This window comes from Citrobacter sp. Ce129, assembly GCF_030334545.1.
GTDB classification, from domain to species: Bacteria; Pseudomonadota; Gammaproteobacteria; order Enterobacterales; family Enterobacteriaceae; genus Citrobacter; species Citrobacter europaeus.
Map to the genome: position 1 here is coordinate 44,380 of NZ_JAOWDS010000059.1, position 17,659 is coordinate 62,038.

At 51.8% G+C, this 17,659-nt stretch carries 18 protein-coding genes and 1 tRNA gene; 7 read left to right on the forward strand and 12 right to left on the reverse strand.

From position 1 onward, the window contains the following. Positions 1-43: 43 nt before the first annotated feature. Together OGV77_RS09825 and OGV77_RS09830 are read right to left on the reverse strand one after the other, a co-directional pair. Entirely contained in the window at positions 44-1,405 is a 1,362-nt protein-coding gene (locus OGV77_RS09825) for an MFS transporter (RefSeq protein WP_003845612.1), read from the reverse strand. Positions 1,406-1,619: 214 nt separating this feature from the next. Then, complete coding sequence (locus tag OGV77_RS09830) at positions 1,620-2,534, reverse strand: GntR family transcriptional regulator (protein ID WP_087050973.1); 915 nt, start codon at positions 2,532-2,534, stop codon at positions 1,620-1,622. Positions 2,535-2,671: 137 nt separating this feature from the next. Here OGV77_RS09830 and OGV77_RS09835 point away from each other — a divergent pair, with 137 nt between their 5' ends. Both OGV77_RS09835 and OGV77_RS09840 read left to right on the forward strand, forming a co-directional pair. Then, positions 2,672-3,694 (forward strand): zinc-binding alcohol dehydrogenase family protein, encoded by a 1,023-nt coding sequence (locus OGV77_RS09835; RefSeq protein WP_032942306.1) that lies wholly within the window; start codon positions 2,672-2,674, stop codon positions 3,692-3,694. Positions 3,695-3,707: 13 nt separating this feature from the next. Further along, positions 3,708-5,153, forward strand: coding sequence for a tagaturonate reductase (locus OGV77_RS09840; protein ID WP_087050974.1), 1,446 nt, complete (start codon positions 3,708-3,710; stop codon positions 5,151-5,153). A gap of 105 nt (positions 5,154-5,258) precedes the next feature. Here the strand turns inward: OGV77_RS09840 and opgB are convergent, their stop codons facing one another. The 6 genes from opgB to OGV77_RS09870 form a co-directional block, all read right to left on the reverse strand. Beyond that, entirely contained in the window at positions 5,259-7,550 is a 2,292-nt protein-coding gene (opgB, locus tag OGV77_RS09845; protein ID WP_087050975.1) for a phosphatidylglycerol--membrane-oligosaccharide glycerophosphotransferase, read from the reverse strand. Positions 7,551-7,781: 231 nt separating this feature from the next. Further along, positions 7,782-8,273 carry a YjjA family protein gene (locus OGV77_RS09850; RefSeq protein ID WP_043018318.1) on the reverse strand — a complete coding sequence of 164 codons (492 nt, stop codon included), beginning with the start codon at positions 8,271-8,273 and terminating at the stop codon, positions 7,782-7,784. A gap of 70 nt (positions 8,274-8,343) precedes the next feature. Further along, positions 8,344-9,081, reverse strand: coding sequence for a replicative helicase loader DnaC (gene dnaC, locus OGV77_RS09855; RefSeq protein ID WP_087050976.1), 738 nt, complete (start codon positions 9,079-9,081; stop codon positions 8,344-8,346). 2 nt (positions 9,082-9,083) lie between these two features. Then, complete coding sequence (gene dnaT, locus OGV77_RS09860) at positions 9,084-9,623, reverse strand: primosomal protein DnaT (RefSeq protein WP_043018320.1); 540 nt, start codon at positions 9,621-9,623, stop codon at positions 9,084-9,086. 123 nt (positions 9,624-9,746) lie between these two features. Next, the gene (locus OGV77_RS09865; protein ID WP_047406380.1) at positions 9,747-10,220 is read right to left on the reverse strand and encodes a threonine/serine exporter; all 474 of its coding nucleotides are present in this window, start codon (positions 10,218-10,220) and stop codon (positions 9,747-9,749) included. Further along, the gene (locus tag OGV77_RS09870) at positions 10,211-10,987 is read right to left on the reverse strand and encodes a threonine/serine exporter family protein (RefSeq protein WP_043018522.1); all 777 of its coding nucleotides are present in this window, start codon (positions 10,985-10,987) and stop codon (positions 10,211-10,213) included. The genes OGV77_RS09865 and OGV77_RS09870 overlap by 10 nt, the downstream gene beginning before the upstream one ends. Positions 10,988-11,439: 452 nt before the next feature. Here OGV77_RS09870 and OGV77_RS09875 point away from each other — a divergent pair, with 452 nt between their 5' ends. Further along, on the forward strand, positions 11,440-12,165 hold the full coding sequence (locus OGV77_RS09875; protein WP_087050978.1) for a helix-turn-helix transcriptional regulator: 726 nt from the start codon (positions 11,440-11,442) through the stop codon (positions 12,163-12,165). Then, positions 12,126-12,803 (forward strand): DNA-binding transcriptional activator BglJ, encoded by a 678-nt coding sequence (gene bglJ, locus OGV77_RS09880; RefSeq protein WP_051642787.1) that lies wholly within the window; start codon positions 12,126-12,128, stop codon positions 12,801-12,803. The genes OGV77_RS09875 and bglJ overlap by 40 nt, the downstream gene beginning before the upstream one ends. Before the next feature lie 57 nt (positions 12,804-12,860). Here bglJ and OGV77_RS09885 read toward each other — a convergent pair whose 3' ends face one another. After that, positions 12,861-13,319, reverse strand: coding sequence for a YbaK/EbsC family protein (locus OGV77_RS09885; protein WP_087050979.1), 459 nt, complete (start codon positions 13,317-13,319; stop codon positions 12,861-12,863). Positions 13,320-13,554: 235 nt separating this feature from the next. Here OGV77_RS09885 and OGV77_RS09890 point away from each other — a divergent pair, with 235 nt between their 5' ends. Continuing rightward, the gene (locus OGV77_RS09890; RefSeq protein ID WP_170928017.1) at positions 13,555-13,695 is read left to right on the forward strand and encodes a hypothetical protein; all 141 of its coding nucleotides are present in this window, start codon (positions 13,555-13,557) and stop codon (positions 13,693-13,695) included. Beyond that, on the forward strand, positions 13,685-15,028 hold the full coding sequence (locus tag OGV77_RS09895; protein ID WP_043018325.1) for a PTS sugar transporter subunit IIC: 1,344 nt from the start codon (positions 13,685-13,687) through the stop codon (positions 15,026-15,028). The genes OGV77_RS09890 and OGV77_RS09895 overlap by 11 nt, the downstream gene beginning before the upstream one ends. A 29-nt stretch (positions 15,029-15,057) precedes the next feature. Here the strand turns inward: OGV77_RS09895 and fhuF are convergent, their stop codons facing one another. Continuing rightward, positions 15,058-15,846 (reverse strand): siderophore-iron reductase FhuF, encoded by a 789-nt coding sequence (fhuF, locus tag OGV77_RS09900; protein ID WP_043018326.1) that lies wholly within the window; start codon positions 15,844-15,846, stop codon positions 15,058-15,060. Between the two features lie 108 nt (positions 15,847-15,954). Beyond that, positions 15,955-17,031 carry a GGDEF domain-containing protein gene (locus tag OGV77_RS09905; RefSeq protein ID WP_087050980.1) on the reverse strand — a complete coding sequence of 359 codons (1,077 nt, stop codon included), beginning with the start codon at positions 17,029-17,031 and terminating at the stop codon, positions 15,955-15,957. A gap of 216 nt (positions 17,032-17,247) precedes the next feature. Here OGV77_RS09905 and OGV77_RS09910 point away from each other — a divergent pair, with 216 nt between their 5' ends. Further along, on the forward strand, positions 17,248-17,523 hold the full coding sequence (locus OGV77_RS09910; RefSeq protein ID WP_043018328.1) for a DUF1435 domain-containing protein: 276 nt from the start codon (positions 17,248-17,250) through the stop codon (positions 17,521-17,523). Positions 17,524-17,562: 39 nt separating this feature from the next. On the opposite strand, the gene OGV77_RS09915 is transcribed toward OGV77_RS09910, so the two are convergent. Then, a tRNA-Leu gene (locus OGV77_RS09915) sits at positions 17,563-17,648 on the reverse strand. Positions 17,649-17,659 lie beyond the last annotated feature (11 nt).

Here is a 17,659-nt window from a genome sequence, read left to right on the forward strand (position 1 = left end):
ATAACATGCCCGATAAGCGCGGTGTTATCGGGCATCTGAAGGATTAATCTTTACGCGGATCGCTGATGGGTTGGCGAACCAGGAAGATGTAGGCGAGGGCGCCCACCATGGTGACGCAGCCGCAGATGATCAGCGCCAGACGGAAAGAGTTGGTGGTATCAACAATAAATCCGGTGACGATCGGCGCAAACGACGCGCAGATAAAACTGGCAAAGTTCTGGATACTGCCCACGGAAGCGGTCATGCGTGAGGCGACGGCGACGTGGATCAGGCCCCAGCACGAGGTGCCGGCGAAGTGGATACAGAACAGCGCCATACCGATCAGTAACACGGCGGCCATCGACGTTGTTGCCTGCGGCACGACGAAGGTGAAGGCCGCAGAGCAGAACATCCCGGCGATAATACAAATTTTTCGGCTCTTAATCGGCGCCATACCGCCTTTCACCAGCCAGTCGGTGACAAAACCGTTAATCAGCATGCCGGCTGCGCCAAACAGGAACGGGATCGCCGCCATTAAGCCGGTGCTTTTTAAATCCAGGTTATAGGAGGTCTGCAGGTAGCCCGGCAGCCAGGCCAGGTATAGCCATGCGGTATAGTTGATGCCGCTAAAGCCCAGCATCATGCCCCACATAGTACGGTTGCGAAACAGGCTGCGCCATTCGGCAAAGCTTAACGGATCGCGGCGGGCATTGACGCTGCCGGCGTTCAGGTACGCTTGTTCCGTGGCGCTCAACTCAATTTGCTCGCGGTTGCGATACAGCATGTACCAGCCGATGGCGAGAAAAATACCCAGCACGCCGATAGTAATAAACATCCAGCGCCAGCCCATTACCAGCATCATGGCGGCCAGAATCGGCGGGCTAATGGCAACCCCGATGGTCGAGGCGGCGTTAAACAACCCCATCGGGCGACCGCGCTCTTTGATGTTAAACCAGTCGTTGATCACCTTTACGCCGCACGGGTTCATCGGCGCTTCGCCAATCCCCATCCCGATACGCACCAGCACAAACTGTGTGAAGCTGTGCACCATGCCGGACATCGCCTGAAACAGCGACCAGAAGAACATCCCGAGTCCTAACATAATGCGCGGACCTTTACGATCCAGCAGCGGGCCGCAGGGCAGTTGCGCAATACCGTAAGCGAGAGAGAAGACCGACAGCAGGACGCCGATTTGCGTGGCGCTCAGCCCCAGTTCTTCCCGAATTGTTAAGTTGGCGACCGATAATGAACTGCGGTCTAGGTAATTAATCACCGCAGCAAAAAATAATAAAATCATTGCTGTGGTCTGAATACGTTTTATTCGGCTACTGCGTTGCACCATGCCCTCAGGCGGAACATTAATATCCGCAGATGACGACGTGCCAAACGAAGAACTCGGGTCGAGGGTAATATTATTTTTTTCCACGCCGGACTCCTGAACCTCAATAATTTATTTTTCACACAGCCGGGCTGTGCAGTATTGAAAAAAATACCAGTGATGAATCAATTCGCTCATCACCGCTCACAAAAGTTTTTAATGCAGTCGACTTAGCGTGAGCATAGGCAAGAGGTATTTTTCAGGCGTTTTTATTTTTATAAAATCGTGCTCCCGGTAATGGTTTGCTGTTTTTTATCGGTACTTAATGGGCGGCGCTATGACTCTGGTTGATGGAGCGAATCATCGATTGTTTGGCTGAATTCAAATGGTTACAGAGCGCCAGGGTGGCATCCAGGTCGCTGCGACAGATCAGCGCGCTGAGGATGGTCATATGTTCATCGATGGCAATGATGTTGCGTTGTTTGAGGTCGCTCTCATCCCACTGATAGTGGAAGTGGAAAATCACGGAGATGATTTCAAGTGATTGATTGAAAAATATATTATCGGCAGCAGAGAGCAGCAAGGCATGAAACTCACGGTCTAACTGCGAGAACATACGAAAGCTGCTGCCGATGCTGTCGCGCAGGATCCGGTGGCGTTCCAGCAGCGTTTTAGCCTGCAGCCAGCGCGGGTCATCATCCGGCAGATTGAGAAAATGCTGCAGGGAATGGGTTTCCAACATTTCTCTGAGTTCAAACAGCTGCTCCGCATAGGCCTGATCGAACTGCTTCATGCTCCACTGACCGCGTTTTTCGTTTTTGATCAGGTTGTAACGTTCGAATTTTAAAAGATATTCCCGTACGACTACCGGACTGACGCCCGCGGCTCTGGCAAGCTGCAGTTCGGAGAAGCTCTCGCCTGCACGCAGCTGGCGCTGGTTGATCATGGTGAAAAACGCCTGCTCAAAAATCCGGTTTTGCTCGGTCATGGAGGCGGTGGTGCAGGCAAAACCGTCGTCATTGTCGGGTTTACGCACGATGACATAGTGGCTGCCGACCTGGGTCAGCACGCCGCACTCGCCTAAGTGGCTCAGCATATGGCGCACTGTGGTGCGGCTGATGTTGTACATCTCCGCCAATGCGCTTTGCGATGGGAGAGGGGAAGGGATATGACCACGCGCCATATCATCGATAATCTGGTTAATCACATTGTGACGTAAGTTCTGCGAACGGCTCATGGTTTCTCCTTTTTGCCTATTAAAACCCGATTTAAAACATTTTTATGCGTTGGAATTCACAGATTGTGTTTCTGCTTTCTCCGGCTTTTTTATTTTCGTTGATATCTGAGGCAACAAAAAAACAGGAGAGCAGAATCATGTCTACGATGAATACGTTGATTTGCCAGGAACCTAAAAAATTAGTCTGGAAAGAACGCGAAATACCTATTCCGGGTGAGGGCGAAGCATTAATAAAAATTAAATCGGTAGGGATTTGTGGTACCGATATTCATGCCTGGGGCGGCAATCAGCCTTTTTTCAGCTACCCACGTGTATTAGGTCATGAAATATGTGGGGAAATTGTCGGGCTGGGAAAAAATATACAGAATCTGAAAAATGGTCAGCAGGTGGCGGTTATTCCTTACGTGGCCTGCCAGCAGTGTCCGGCATGCCTGAGCGGACGTACCAACTGCTGCGAGAAGATTTCGGTGATTGGCGTACATCAGGATGGTGGTTTCAGTGAATATCTGTCCGTTCCGGTGACCAACTTACTGGACGCGCAGGGGATTGACCCGCAGGCGGCGGCGCTGATTGAGCCTTACGCCATCAGCGCGCATGCGGTACGTCGGGCGGCGGTGGCGCCAGGTGAGCAGGTGCTGGTGGTCGGTGCTGGTCCGATTGGTCTGGGCGCAGCGGCGATTGCCAAAGCCGATGGCGCACAGGTGGTGGTCGCCGATACCAGTCCCGCGCGTCGGGAGCACGTGTCTTCCCGGTTGGGACTCCCGGTTATCGACCCATCCGCTGAAGATTTTGATGCGCAGCTGCGCGCTCAGTTTGGCGGTTCGCTGGCGCAAAAGGTCATTGATGCCACGGGAAACCAGCATGCGATGAACAACACGGTGAATTTGATTCGCCATGGCGGCAGCATCGTTTTTGTTGGGCTGTTCAAAGGTGATTTGCAGTTCTCTGACCCCGAGTTCCACAAGAAAGAGACCACCATGATGGGCAGTCGCAACGCCACGCCGGAAGATTTCGCCAAAGTGGGCCGTCTGATGTCGGAAGGCAAACTGACCGCCGACATGATGCTCACGCACCGTTACGCGTTTGCCACACTGGCAGAAATCTACGAGCGGGATGTTATTAACAACCGTGAGCTGATTAAAGGCGTGATCACGTTCTGAGAGGGTAATTGCGATGAACACATTGAATCGACGTGATTTTCCGGGGGCCAGCTACCCAACGCGCGTGATCCAGTTTGGTGAAGGAAACTTCCTGCGGGCGTTTATCGACTGGCAACTGGATATCCTCAACGAGCACACCACTCTGAATGCTGGCGTGACCATCGTTCGCCCGATCAATACTGATTTTCCGCCGTCGCTGAATACCCAGGACGGGCTGTATACCACGCTGATACGCGGGCTTAACGAGCAGGGCGAAGCGGTGAGCGAAGCGCGGCTTATCCGTTCGGTGAATAACGAAATCAATCCGTACCAGGATTTCGCGGCGTATCTGGCGCTGGCGCACAATGCGGACATCCGATTTGTGTTTTCGAATACCACTGAAGCCGGAATTAGCTATCACGCGGCAGACTGCGTGGATGATGCCCCGCCGGTGAGTTTTCCGGCCAAACTGACGCGACTGCTGCTGGAGCGCTTTAACCATTTTGCGGGGGCGGTGGATAAGGGCTGGGTGATTATCCCCTGCGAACTGATCGACTATAACGGTGAGGCGCTCAAAACGCTGGTGCTGCGGTATGCGCATGAGTGGCAGCTTCCTCCGGCGTTTGCCGACTGGGTGGAAACGGCGAACACCTTCTGTTCGACGCTGGTCGACCGCATTGTTACTGGCTACCCGCGTGAAGAAGCTGCCGCGCTGGAAGCGACGCTTGGCTATCACGATGCGTTTCTCGATACCGCGGAGCATTTTTATCTGTTCGTGATCCAGGGGCCGCAGTGGCTGGCAGAGGAGCTGAAGCTGGTGCAGTGTCCGCTGAATATCCGGGTGGTGAGCGATATCAAACCGTACAAAGAGCGCAAGGTCGCCATTCTCAATGGCGCGCATACGGCGCTGGTGCCGGTGGCGTGGCTGTGCGGACTGGAGACCGTCGGTGAGGCGATGCGGGATGCCGATGTTCACCGCTTTGTCGAGCGGGCGATTGGCGAGGAAATTATACCGGTATTGGATCTTCCGGCGGATGAACTGCGAGAATTTGCCGACGCGGTAAGCGGGCGTTTTCAGAACCCTTACATTCGTCACCAGTTGCTTTCCATTGCGCTAAACGGCATGACTAAATTCCGTACCCGAATTTTGCCGCAACTGCTGGCGGGTCAGCGAAATGGGCGCTGGCCCGTGCGGTTAACGTTTGCCCTCGCTGCGCTGCTGGCGTTTTATCGTGCAGAGCGCGACGGGGAACGCTATCCGATACAGGATGATGAACAGTGGGTAAGCCTGTATGCCAGCCTGTGGCCGCGAGTAGGCAATGATTTAACGCTGGGTGAACTGGTGGATGCCGTGCTCGGCGATACGGCGCACTGGGGTGAAGATTTAACGTTGCTGCCAGGGCTTGCCGGACAGGTGACGGCTAACCTCGAGATGATTCTGGTGCAGGGTATGCGCCAGGCGGTGAACGGTCTGGAATAAGGTTGCCATGCAGCGCCCGGTGTGGTGTTGGGCGCTGTTTTTTTTCAGGCAATAAATGGGGTTAACGATAGGCCTGATAAGCGAAGCGCTATCAGGCCTATCATGTTACGAACCCTGAGCTACTACTTTGATTTCAACCATCCCGATCCCCAGCTTACGCGGCGAGTGGCCGAGAATATTGCCCTCGTTGGTGGCGACCGGATCGGGTGGGACAATTACCAGCGTATTGGCATCCGCCGGGTTATCAAAATGCAAGGTGGTGGTGCTGACGTCATGGCCTAACACCAGCGTCTGTTCCTCGTTGCCAACGCGCACGGGGATCGGACGATTGGCGTTGTCACCGAAGGCTTTCGCGGTGATGACCAGATCGAATTTCTTCGGCAGTGGGGCCTTGTATTCGATGGTCACTTCTTCACTGAGCTGCGCATTGGACCAGCGTCCCCAGGATTCGGGGCGTGATATGCCGCTAAACTGTTTGACCTCTTCAGGTGCGCCCGCCACGTTGAAGACGAAGCTATCGGCTTTGTAGCGAATGTCGTTATCGACAATTTTCAGCGTATCGACGTTACCTTTGTAGCGCTCCATGTCGATCACCGTGTCTTTAAAGACGGTTTTGCTTTTCCATTTGGCTTTGTCAACGTGCTGCACGATTTGTTGCCCGCCTAACTGACCCTGCGATACGCACCAGTCGGTAGAGAGCGCCAGCTCCGGCGCCCATAGTTGCGCCATTTTGTAGCAGCGATCGACCCAGACGAAGTTATCGCGTGGTGCGAAATCCGCCAACTGGAAGCGCAGCGGGGCCGAGTATTCGCTTTCCGGCAGCGGTTCGACGCGTTTGTCCGACACGCGCAGCAGCAGCGGCAGGCGGAAGTGGCTACCGGAGAAAGAGATCATGTTTTTGTCCTGGTCGACGGTGAACTCTTTCATCTCTTTCGGGAAATTCCACAGACGGATAATATCGGGCTTCCACGCCAGCATTTTTTCTTTGATGTTCAGGAACACTTCCGACACGGATTCGCTCGACAAGCTGCTGCGACCAAGTCCGATAAAGTTATCGCCGCCGAGAATATCCAGTACCGTTGCGCCGTTATCCATCGTGTTACGCTTCACCGCCAGCGTGTCCTGCTGCGGCTGGTCGCCGCGCAGCACGAAGAACAGGTTGTTGCGATCCTGCTTGTTCAGATACTTCCATGCGGTGTTGTTCATCGCCAGATGATCGGAAGAAACCACGATTACGGTATCTTTAAACCATGGCGATGCTTTGATTTTATTGATAAATTCGGCAATATTTTCCTGACTGCAGCTGACCGCGCTGAACGATTGGTTGGCCTTCCCGTCGATGTCATAACGTTTACGGTTGCAGCTACGTGAGATAAATCCATCCGGATGATGGGTATCCACAGTCAGCGTAAACAGTGAAAAACGCTGGCCCGAGCGCGAAAGCTCTTCGAATTTTTTCCACGCTTCGTCCAGTACGGTATCGTCGTAGAAGCCCCAGTCGTTGCGATAGGCCGGGTCCGCCACCACGCTTTTTAACTCTTCTGCGCCATACAGATGGTCAAAGCCGTGAGATTTCAGGAACACGTCTTTGCCGGCAAAGCGCAGGTTGGCCCCCTGCACAAAGTAGTTCTGATAGCCGGAGTTTTTCAGGATATCGCCCAGACAGATATTGTTGGGGAAAAAGCTTGAGACCGACGCCGAGGCGTTGCCTTCAAATGGCGCAAACAGCGGAATACCGCACTGGGAGGCGACCATGCCAGCGATGGTGTAATCGGTGCCCGGAAGCTGCATGGTGTTGCTGAAATCCAGACCTTCATTTTTCAACGCGCCGAGTTCTGGGGTCAGTTCCGGGAACGCGTCATTGTTAAAATAGGTGCGTTCGAGGCTTTCGCCGTAGATATAAACCAGGTTCAGCTTGGGGTTGGGAATGGTTTTCGATGGCTCTTTATAATACGTTGGGAAATCCGGATCGCCATCGCGCGACTGCGACTTCACCAGTTCGGTTATCTGGTGAAACGCCGGGCTGGCGTCAACGGAGCCCAGCGCCAGCAGCAGGGCCAGCAGACTGTAACCCACATGATGCGGATGATGGCGACGGCGGCGTAGGATCCAGCCGAGAGCGACAAAAACCGTCGTCAGCGCCAGCGCGATGCCGACCCCTGGCAAAATATATTTTCCAATCCCCGCGCCGGTCAGGCTGTTGGTCAGCGTGTAGAGTACCGCGTCATTGATCCCGTCGCCGGTGAAATAGTCACTGGCGTACAGCGTGATATTCAAGACAATAAAAATCCCCAGCACCGTTAATGTGGCGGCAAACCACCAGGTGTTGCGACCCGCTTTCCAGGCGTAAATCAGCACTGAAGCGAGAAACAGAGTGATGGAGATTAATTCTGACAACGGTCGATCCTCAATAAACCGGGCACATGCCTGGCAGGCTAATCATTAGGGGAAAGCACAATGTAATAGCGATGTTATATTGCTGCAATTGTAGTGACATTAAATTACGTTGTTATTCAGAATTGGTTTAGATATGCGTGTTTTTTGCAGGGGATTTACTGGTTATTTGACGTGTGAATGTAATGGGGTAAAAAACTGATGCCGCGCAGGTAATACGCGGCATGTCGTGCATCAGGAAATGAAGTTCATACCCTGTTTTAACACCAGATCGCAGGCCTTGGTTTTTACCTGCTTCGCCAGCGAGCTATTGCCAATCGTGTTCAGGTCCAGTTGTTGACCATCTTTGGCGTTGAGCAGACCCTGAATACCGTCCATATAGTTGGTATCTTGCTTCTGCTCAGGAGCACTGAGCCCCAGTTTATCCAGCACCTGGTTTTTGACGTTTTGCGTGTCGGTGACCGAGGCCAGCTTCTGTTTCGCACAATATTCCAGGATCCCAGCGGCGTTATTCATACTGCTGGAAGTCAGCGACTGATTGCTGCCATTCAGCAGGCTGGTCAGGGAAGAGAGCGACGAGCTGCCCTGCGAGCCGGAGCTTTGTTTGCTCAGTTCGCTGGCCGCGCTGGAGAGTGAATCCTGCCAGGAGGCAGCAAAAACGCTGGTGGAGATGAGCGTGCTGGCGGCAAGCGCACAGCACAGCAGACGTTGGGGTGTTTTCATCATTATATGCAACTCGTGTTATGCCTTTTCAGCGCAGTATAGCGCTGGCAGTCTTAGGAGTGGTCCTAATACGTTAATACTCTTTACCGGTTACCCGACTACGGTAGCTTTCCCAGTTAAAGATTACCCACAGGCTGTTGCCAAGCCGCATGCGGTCCATTACCCGCTCGCCCAGCAGTTTGTTCATTTCATCCATATTACTGTTGGTTAACATGCCTGTTGGTCGTTTTGAAGACGAGCGGCGATCGACGATCTGATTGATGATCACTTTTTCGTAGCGCGATTCGGTTTGCATGCCGATCTCGTCGATCACCAGCAGATCTACGTTACTCAGATCGTTGAGTAGCTGTTCTTCGCTGGTTTCACGATTAGTGAAGGTTTCTTTCATCGCCGACATAATATCAGCCACGGTAATGATCAGCACCGACTTGCCGCGCAGCAGCAGTTCGTTGCAGATGGCGGCGGCCAGATGGTTTTTACCGGTGCCGGGCTTGCCGGAGAAGATAAAGCTGGCGATATTGCCGTCAAACTCTTCAACGTACTGACGGGCTTTGCTCAGGGCGTTCATCTGGCCCTCGCACTCCACCCGATAGTTATCGAACGAACAGTTCTGATGCAGCGGACGGATCCCGGAACGGTTGAAAGTGCGCTGCATTTTCATGGCCCGGTTTTCGCGGGCCAGGGCTGCGGCACGAATTTCACCTTGTTCTTTTTGCCATGCCAGCAGCTCCTCGCCCGTTTTAAAGGCAGGCTCGACATTAGCCGGCATCATTTTTTGCAGACGTTTCATCAGGTCGCCAACGTTTTTCATCGTTATCCTCTAAAACCCGGTGGTATATGGTTGTCAGGCTCGCTGACGCTGTTCACATCGCGCTTCGGCATTCCGCCATTGCTGGCCCGGCCAATCTGGATACTGCGCGCCAGTTTTTGCTGCCACTGAATATGGTGAAAAACTTTGCCTTCGGCCTGCCAGTAGGCGACAAATGAGGCCAGTTCTTCAGCGGTGACCGGTTCTCTTAACGCCACGCCCCACAGGGCGGCCTGGCGCTGAAAGTCGGCATCGGGCTGCCAGTCAGCGTACATCGCAAATTTCCCCATTGGTATGGCAACGGGGGCGGCTTGCGGCTCTTCATAAAATTGTGCATCCAGCGTCACATCGCTTCCCGGGCGTGACAGCTTCTCTTCAAGCGCCAACAACTCGGCCAGTCGTGCAGGCGTCACCGCGTAAAACGCTGGCGCGTTATTGGCGAAAACGGCTACGGCACCGCCTGCAGACCTGGCCAGCACCGCGTGGTGATCGTGTAGTAAGGCGTCAATGCTAGTGACGTCCGGCGTCAAAATTTTGCTGGGCATAATGTTTCTCAATACTGAACAACAACCGAGAAGGGGACTGCTTTTATAGTAACACAGAGAAGAAGGAGAGCAGCAGATGAGGAGGTGATTCCCCTCTCTGCGAGGTGCTAAAAAAGCGTGCCGCTACACGCGCGGGCGTTTGCGATACAGCCATAATCCCGGAACGGACAGCCCGATGGAGAGCGCGCCGACAATTGATGAGGCTTTGAGGAAATTGGTCAACAGGGTGATCATCAGCGCTTCGCTGTAGCCAAAATGGCCGATCTTTACCGCCGAGATCATGGCTGTGTAGGCGGAGATCCCAGGGAACATAGGGATCACCGCCGCAACCGTGAAGACTTTCGGATGTGCCAGATACCAGCGTGACCACTGGATCCCAATGCAGCCGACCAGCAATGACGCCATAAAGGTCGACCATTCGATATTAAACCCAGTGCTCATCATCACCGTTCGCGAACCGTGCCCAAGCGCGCCGAGTAACGCGCACCAGGGGAGCGCCCGATGCGGTACGTTAAATACCATGGCAAAGCCGAGCGCCGGGATCGCAGACAGGATCATGTCCTGCATCAGCACCAAAATGAAATCGATCACGCCCATCCGCGCAGCCCCCATAAGGTCATCGACATGACGACGCCAATGCAGGTCGCCAGCGTCAGCAGGCTGGCAATCGCCCAGCGGGCCAGCCCGGTATTAATGTGTCCCTTAAACATATCCGCGACGGAGTTGATCAGCGGAAAGCCCGGAACCAGCAGCAGTACGCTGGCGGCCATGGCGATGGTTGGAGTGTGGTTAAACGTCGGCAACGTCAGTAGCAGGCCTGAAATCGTGGTCGCCACAAACGCGGTGATGCAAAAGTTGATTTGCGGGTGCAAATGCCGGGACGCCAGAATCTGGCGGATATACATCGCCACCATGCTGGCGAAAAAGGTGATCACCGCGCCATCCCATCCGCCGTTATTGAGTTTACAAAAGCAGGCGCAGGACAAGCCGACCATCAAGGCGACCAGCCATCTTGGATAGCGCAGCGGTTTAATCTGGCTAAAGCGTTTCTCAACGCCTTTAATATCCAGCAGTTTGTGTTCCGCGAGAATAACGATGTGCTGCACCTCCGTCACGACGTGCATGTTAATCCCGCGATCCTGATTTTTTCGCGTTGAGGTCAGGCACTGCCCATCTTTAATGGTGGTCAGGACGATAGCGTTAGAAGAGATAGCGCTTTCTACGCTGTCCATGCCAAGCGCCAGCCCGAGGCGGGTGGATAGCTCGTCAACCAGCGCGCTTTCTGCCCCATGCTGAAGTAAAAAAAGACCGCATTGAATACATAACCGTGTAACCGTTCGCTGTGACGACTGCTCTGTTTGCATGGCTCGCTCTGACTGATAAGGATCTCTTTGCATGAAGGATGCCTTCTTTTTATCATGAAGCATGATCCTGTTGGCTCTGGCTAAGATCAATCTTTGCGTCGAAAAAAGACGCAGGTCTTACACGCCTGGACGCCTTACCTGCTTATCAATAAAGACAACACATTATGAAAATGTAGTGTTATTTATCAGGATGGCAAATACGTAAGCAACGCTAATGTTCTATTGTAGTTCTTTTAATTGTACATAGAATGTATTTATGCGTAATTTTGTAATAATGGTTCAATAGTTTGACGCTATTGGGATTGTAGCGCCATTACTTTATATTTTAATAAAAGCCAAGGATAAACAATTCACCTCGTCTATTGTTTAGAGGTTTTCTGTTAATTAATATTTTTAATTTATCAGGAAATTTTTAATAAGTGCGAATACGGACTGGTGAGTGTGGAGGAGATATGTTGCCAGGACGCTGCAAAAACGCAATTATTATTAGTAAATTACCAATCGTACAAACCGGACTTAAAGGTGTAATGCAGGGGCAGTTCGCTGATTACGAACTTACCTACTGTCGTTCCGTTGAAGAACTGACATTGTTGCAGCTGCGGTGCGCTGATTTGGTGGTTGCTGATTTATCCGGAGACTGTAATCATCCACGTTCAGTCTGCGAACAATATTACTCTTTATTATCTCAATACCGTGATATTCACTGGGTATTTCTCGTTTCCCGTATTTTTTATCCTCTGGCCATTGAGCTGCTGATGTGTCCTGTCAGTTCGCTGTTATCTGATGCCGAGCCGATTGAAAGTTTAGTGAATGTTATTCACGCAGGAAATACTCGTGCTGAGAGAATTAGCAAGTCGCTGCTCTCTCCGCCCGTGATGCCAGAGTTAGCAGACCATAGCGCCCGCTCAATTGTACTTACGCTCTCGGAGAGAAAAGTGCTGAGACTGCTGGGAAAAGGTTGGGGAATTAATCAGATTGCGACATTGCTGAAGAAAAGCAATAAAACAATCAGTGCCCAAAAGAACAGCGCTATGCGTCGCTTATCAATACACAGCAATGCAGAAATGTACGCATGGATAAACAGTTCTCAAGGATCACGAGAACTGAATTTACCTTCAGTTTATGGAGAGACCACGGAATGGAAAGCAGAAGCATCAAAAGAAACGTCGCACTGGTAGAAAAGTGCGCGATGAGTAGTGTGGGTATTAAGAGTTTATTTAATACCATGCCGGATGACCGATATAAACTTCATCTTTTTTCTAATCAGCCAGCCTTTAGTCAGGCGATGTTAAAAACGCCATTTTCGGCAGTTATTTTCTCTCTCTCTGCAATCAGAACCGATCGCAGAGCTGGCCTCGCCTATCTGACTGAGCTGGCGATTAATTTTCCGCGCATCAAGCGTGTGGTCATTGCCGATGATGATGCGGAGGCGCGCTTAATTGGCTCTCTGTCACCCTTGCCGCTAGATGGTGTTGTGAGTAAATCTTCCTCGTTAACGGTACTTCAGGACGCGCTATTTACGGCACTGAATTGCTCCAGCCGAGGAACCGAAGGTTCGAAAAACCATTGGTATATCAATCAAAGCCGGATGCTCAGTCCGACAGAACGCGAAATACTGCGCTTTATGTCGAATGGCTATTCAATGCCGCAGATTGCTGTGCAGCTTGAGCGGAATATTAAAACTATTCGGGCACATAAATTTAATGTGATGTCGAAACTTGGCGTGAGCTCAGATGCCGGACTGCTGGATGCGGCAGATATTCTGTTGTATCTGCGTGCAGGTGAACCGGCGCCTTTCCTGCAGGCTGCTTCTTAAGGGGTCATGTCAGATCGCCCCGTGCCGGGTTTTGCTACTGGCACGGGGCATGAAGCCTCACTGACACACATCCACCCAGGTGGCGGAAGTCAGCTCAGCCATCCTTTCCGGCGTGATTCGAACAGCGCTGTGGATGGCGCCTGCGGCGGGAAGCACTTCAGCGTAATGCTTTAACGAGACGTCGCAGTACACCGCAATCGGCGTTTCCAGTCCGAAAGGGCAAACGCCGCCAACGGGATGACCCGTCGCGTTCACCACCTCATCGCTACTCAACATACGGGTCTTGGCGCCGAACGTACTCTTTAGCTTTTTGTTATCCAGTCGGGCATCACCTTTGGCGACGACCAGAATAATGTCGTTCCTGACCTTCAACGAAAGCGTTTTCGCGATCTGACCGGGTTCGACGTTATGGGCTTTTGCTGCCAGATCGACGGTAGCGGTACTCTGATCTAATTCGATGATCTCAATATCTGGTGCATGTTGCGCTAAAAATTGGCGCACTGATTGCAAACTCATTCTTCTCTCCAAATCGCCTACAGGCAGCTGCGTACAGCAGAAAACCGCATGGCGTAATTTGTCATAGGGGCAAGCTCGCTGTAAATATTTTAATGTAACAACATGGCAACATTGGCAGTTTTTCGATCCTCTTCACAATCAAAGAAACCGGTTACAGTAACCGGTTGCAGAATGCTGAAATGACGATTAATACTGAAGTTGTCACTTCCTCTGTATCACATAATAAGAGCCAACTATGAAACTTAACTCAAAATGCAGTAGCGCTGGCGTTCCTCCCGGCACGGTTGCGAAAAGTGGTAATGGGCTTTACGTGGTGGTGTTAATGCCAGCACGGTTGCAGGGTTTTGCACAACGGGAGAACGGCTATGTCTACTAATCATGCTGTGTTTAATGTAATTTTCCGCTTTGTTGAAAACTATGTCAGTCCTGTTGCCGGACGCATTTCTTCACAACGTCATGTGATGGCCATCCGCGATGGGTTTATTTCGGCGATGCCCTTTATGATCGTAGGCTCGTTTTTGCTGGTTTTTGCCTACCCGCCTTTTTCTCCTGATACGACCTGGGGGTTTGCCCGCGCGTGGCTGGATATGGCGAAACAGTTTGAAGGCCAAATCCTTACACCGTTTGATATGACGATGGGGATTATGTCGGTCTACATCTGTGCGGCTATTGCGTATAACCTGGGCAAGCACTATGTGAAGTCACATCAGTTAGATCCATTCATGTGCGCGATGCTATCGATCATGGCTTTTTTACTGATTGCTGCACCGAAAACCAAAGGCACGATGCCGGTTGATAGCCTGGGCGGTACGGGGATTTTCACCGCTATCCTGGTGGCCATTTACTGTGTTGAAATGATGCGCTTCCTGAAGGCGCACAACATCGGCATTCGTTTACCCGATCAAGTGCCGCCGATGATCAAAAACTCCTTCGATCTGCTGATCCCGGTGCTGGTGGTGGTGCTGACGCTATACCCGTTGAGCCTGGTGATTCAGTCGCAGTTTGACATGCTGATCCCGCAGGCCATCATGGCCATCTTTAAACCACTGGTGTCGGCGGCAGATTCTCTCCCGGCGATACTTTTGGCAGTACTGATCGGCCATCTGCTGTGGTTTGCCGGCATTCATGGCGCGGCAATTGTGTCGGGAATGCTGCAAATGTTCTGGCTCACCAATCTCGGGATGAACCAGTCGGCGCTGGCGCAGGGGGCGCCTTTACCGCATATCTTTATGGAAGCATTCTGGACGTTCTTCATTGTGGTTGGTGGTTCCGGCGCGACGATGGGGTTGGTGATTTGCTATCTGCGGAGTCGCTCGGCCCATCTACGCTCGATCGGACGTTTGAGCGTGGTCCCCAGCATTTTTAACATTAACGAACCGGTGATTTTCGGTACGCCGATAGTCATGAACCCTGTGTTCTTTATCCCTTTCTTGCTGGCCCCGATGGTGAATGCGGTACTGGCGTGGGCGGCGATGAAACTGGATTTAATTGGGCGAGTGATTTCAGTCGTTCCCTGGACGGCCCCGGCGCCGGTTGGCGCGGCATGGGCGTTAGGCTGGGATTATCGTGCGGCCATTCTGGTTGTTCTGCTGGCGCTGGTGTCTGCTGTTATCTACTTTCCATTCTTTAAGGTTTACGAAAAGCAGCTATTAGCGCAGGAAAAAGAAGAAGCGCAGCGTATAGAAGAGGAAAGTCAGCAGGTTGCATAAAGTGTTGGCGGGGGGCTACGGCTCCTCGCTTACTTCAGCGTGCAGTCACCGCACTGTTGAACATCGGGCAGGCGATAGCGCTGGCAGCAGGTTCTGCGCACCAGTAGTCCCTCGCGTGGAACAACGGTACGCCACAGGGGGTTATCCTGGCCGCAGGAGAGTTGTTTCTCAAAAAAGCAGGTCTGACGCAACGTGTTCAACAGTTCTTCACCTAACAACGGCTTCATTTCCGTTAAGTACCAGTGAATTAAGTATCCCGTATTACTCCAGATAAGCTTCGCGTTGATCTCGCCTGTCGCTTCCAGCGCCTGCACAACCGGCGTCAGCGCTGTAAGAATCAGCGTTTCCATACGTTGTTGAGGAGACAGGGCCGTGGCCTGGTGATCCTGATGCACATCGATCCAGAAACAGGCTGCACGGCCCGTTTCGTGGAATTCTACGTGCATGTGTTCAGGAGAGACATCGATAGCCTCTTTTTGCGTCAGCAGAGCTACCATGAGCGGAGGCATCATCAGGCCGATATACCACTGGGCCCAGAGAGAAATCAGCGGCTTATTTTCGCGTGTCAGCGTGGGCTGATTGCGATAAATATGGTCTGAATAAACCGCCAGCAATGAACTTAACGTCGTGGGTTGCGTCCATTCATGCAGCGTCATCGCACCTGGCACAGGTGTTTCGTCCAGACGAATGAAGTCCAGCAGGTGCTCACGGGTTTTGGCTATCGTTGCGCGTACGGCAGCAGCCAGCGAGGGGATCTTTGCCGGGAGATGGCTACGCCAGATGACATCTTCAACGATCGGTGCGGAACGATAAGCCATGTCGATATAAGGATGTTAATCTTAATGATAATGATTGCCAATCCTATAATTGACGTTGAGCGATGGCAAGATCTTTGTCGCCATCTCGGGCGACACCGCACAGATAGCTCAGGCAGAAGGGCAGTTTACCCGCAGTTCATCGCTGACCAGCGTGCTGTTGCGCCCAAGGTTCTTGGCCTCATAAAGGGCTTTATCCGCTCGGGCAATAGCGGCCTCAATATCCTGCTCAACAAGAGGCGCAATGCCGATACTAACGGTTACGTTAGTTGCCACGCTCTCATTAAACATGTGGGGAATTTTAAGGTCGTACACTTTCTGGCGAATGCGCTCGGCAGCAGCCTGGGCCTGTTGGGGATCGACTGCGGTCAGCAGAACCATAAACTCTTCGCCGCCAAAGCGCGCCACCACGTCCCGGGAACGCACGGAGTCACGAATCGCGGCAGAAACCCGGATCAGTGCCTGGTCGCCCATCATATGCCCGTAGTGATCGTTATAGGCTTTGAAATGGTCGATATCCAGCAGCAGGACGTAGTGCTTCGAATTACTCAGGGCCAGCAGCGTATCAAGTCTGTGTTGCAACCCCCGGCGATTGTACAAACCGGTCAGCGGGTCGAGCATGCTGAGTCCGTTCAGGGTTTCCCGTTCTTCCAGCAGTTTATACATCAGCTGTTGGGCGAAGCCATCGTAGCGCTTTTGTATTACATTCTGGATGGCAATCCCGGCCATGGGCAGCGCCATAAAATAGAAAATTCGCAAACCATGCTCGCTGCCGTTCAGCCATAAACAGACGGCGACGGATGGCAATGAGTGAAGCGTAAACGCGATGATATTATTGGCAAAAGCGATAGATCCAATAAACAGCACGCTGAGAAGGGCGATCAATAGAAAATAATAATCATTATGACCCAGCGCGTTATATTTCAGGAAAATATGTAACGCCCATAGCAAGCCAAAAACGATTGAAATAAAAGGGAGATTAATTCTTTTGTCCGCATATTTCCCATGCCATGCCAGCAACAATGTACTCATTACGAGCATCAGCAGTGCCGGTACAGACAGAGCTTTCACCGCAAACAGTGGGAAAAAAAGCGTAAACAGTGCAGAGATAGCATTGAGCAGCAGAAACAGTCGTAAAGAGAGTTGGTATTTTTTGGTACGCAGAGTTCGCCAGGATTGTACTGTCATAGGTAAATATTGTTAGTTATCTGCAATGTACGAAGGTGTGTTGGTAAATAAAACAAATAACGAACGGGGTAACATTCGCTGAGGTTTTTATTGTTTTTAGTTGAAAAGCTAACCGGCGAGCAATTTATCACCTTAAATTATTTATGTCATCAATCGTTAAGTAAAACTCATATAATTGATAGTGCCCCATAGCTGACAAATGAGAAAATTTATCATATGATATTGGTTATCATTATCAATTTCATAGGTGATACCATGTTGCAACGTACGCTGGGCAGTGGATGGGGTGTTCTGCTGCCGGGAATACTTATTGCCGGGATGGCATTTAGTGACCTGTCGGTCTACGTATGGAAGGCGATGATTGTATTAGGATTACTTCTGACTTCGCTCATGTTGTACCACAAGCGTTTACGGCACTTTGTGTTGTTGCCTTCTTGCGCGGCGCTGATCGGCGGCATTGTTCTGATAATGATGAACTGGAATCAGGGATGAACAAAACAGGGAAGAAAACCGAGAGGGGAATAAGATAATTGGTGCGAGGGGGGGGACTCGAACCCCCACATCCTAAGGACACTAACACCTGAAGCTAGCGCGTCTACCAATTCCGCCACCTTCGCACAGTCATCTT

What these genes read in the sequence shown, in the direction of transcription:
- OGV77_RS09840 (WP_087050974.1), top strand. Translation starts at nt 3,708, where the DNA reads ATGAACACATTGAATCGACGTGATTTTCCGGGGGCCAGCTACCCAACG.
- OGV77_RS09885 (WP_087050979.1), bottom strand. Translation starts at nt 13,319, where the DNA reads ATGAGTTTGCAATCAGTGCGCCAATTTTTAGCGCAACATGCACCAGAT.
- OGV77_RS09875 (WP_087050978.1), top strand. Translation starts at nt 11,440, where the DNA reads ATGTTGCCAGGACGCTGCAAAAACGCAATTATTATTAGTAAATTACCA.
- dnaT (WP_043018320.1), bottom strand. Translation starts at nt 9,623, where the DNA reads ATGCCCAGCAAAATTTTGACGCCGGACGTCACTAGCATTGACGCCTTA.
- OGV77_RS09905 (WP_087050980.1), bottom strand. Translation starts at nt 17,031, where the DNA reads ATGACAGTACAATCCTGGCGAACTCTGCGTACCAAAAAATACCAACTC.
- OGV77_RS09890 (WP_170928017.1), top strand. Translation starts at nt 13,555, where the DNA reads ATGAAACTTAACTCAAAATGCAGTAGCGCTGGCGTTCCTCCCGGCACG.
- OGV77_RS09870 (WP_043018522.1), bottom strand. Translation starts at nt 10,987, where the DNA reads ATGCAAACAGAGCAGTCGTCACAGCGAACGGTTACACGGTTATGTATT.
- fhuF (WP_043018326.1), bottom strand. Translation starts at nt 15,846, where the DNA reads ATGGCTTATCGTTCCGCACCGATCGTTGAAGATGTCATCTGGCGTAGC.
- OGV77_RS09910 (WP_043018328.1), top strand. Translation starts at nt 17,248, where the DNA reads ATGATATTGGTTATCATTATCAATTTCATAGGTGATACCATGTTGCAA.
- bglJ (WP_051642787.1), top strand. Translation starts at nt 12,126, where the DNA reads ATGGAAAGCAGAAGCATCAAAAGAAACGTCGCACTGGTAGAAAAGTGC.
- dnaC (WP_087050976.1), bottom strand. Translation starts at nt 9,081, where the DNA reads ATGAAAAACGTTGGCGACCTGATGAAACGTCTGCAAAAAATGATGCCG.
- OGV77_RS09850 (WP_043018318.1), bottom strand. Translation starts at nt 8,273, where the DNA reads ATGATGAAAACACCCCAACGTCTGCTGTGCTGTGCGCTTGCCGCCAGC.
- OGV77_RS09895 (WP_043018325.1), top strand. Translation starts at nt 13,685, where the DNA reads ATGTCTACTAATCATGCTGTGTTTAATGTAATTTTCCGCTTTGTTGAA.
- OGV77_RS09865 (WP_047406380.1), bottom strand. Translation starts at nt 10,220, where the DNA reads ATGGGCGTGATCGATTTCATTTTGGTGCTGATGCAGGACATGATCCTG.
- OGV77_RS09830 (WP_087050973.1), bottom strand. Translation starts at nt 2,534, where the DNA reads ATGAGCCGTTCGCAGAACTTACGTCACAATGTGATTAACCAGATTATC.
- OGV77_RS09835 (WP_032942306.1), top strand. Translation starts at nt 2,672, where the DNA reads ATGTCTACGATGAATACGTTGATTTGCCAGGAACCTAAAAAATTAGTC.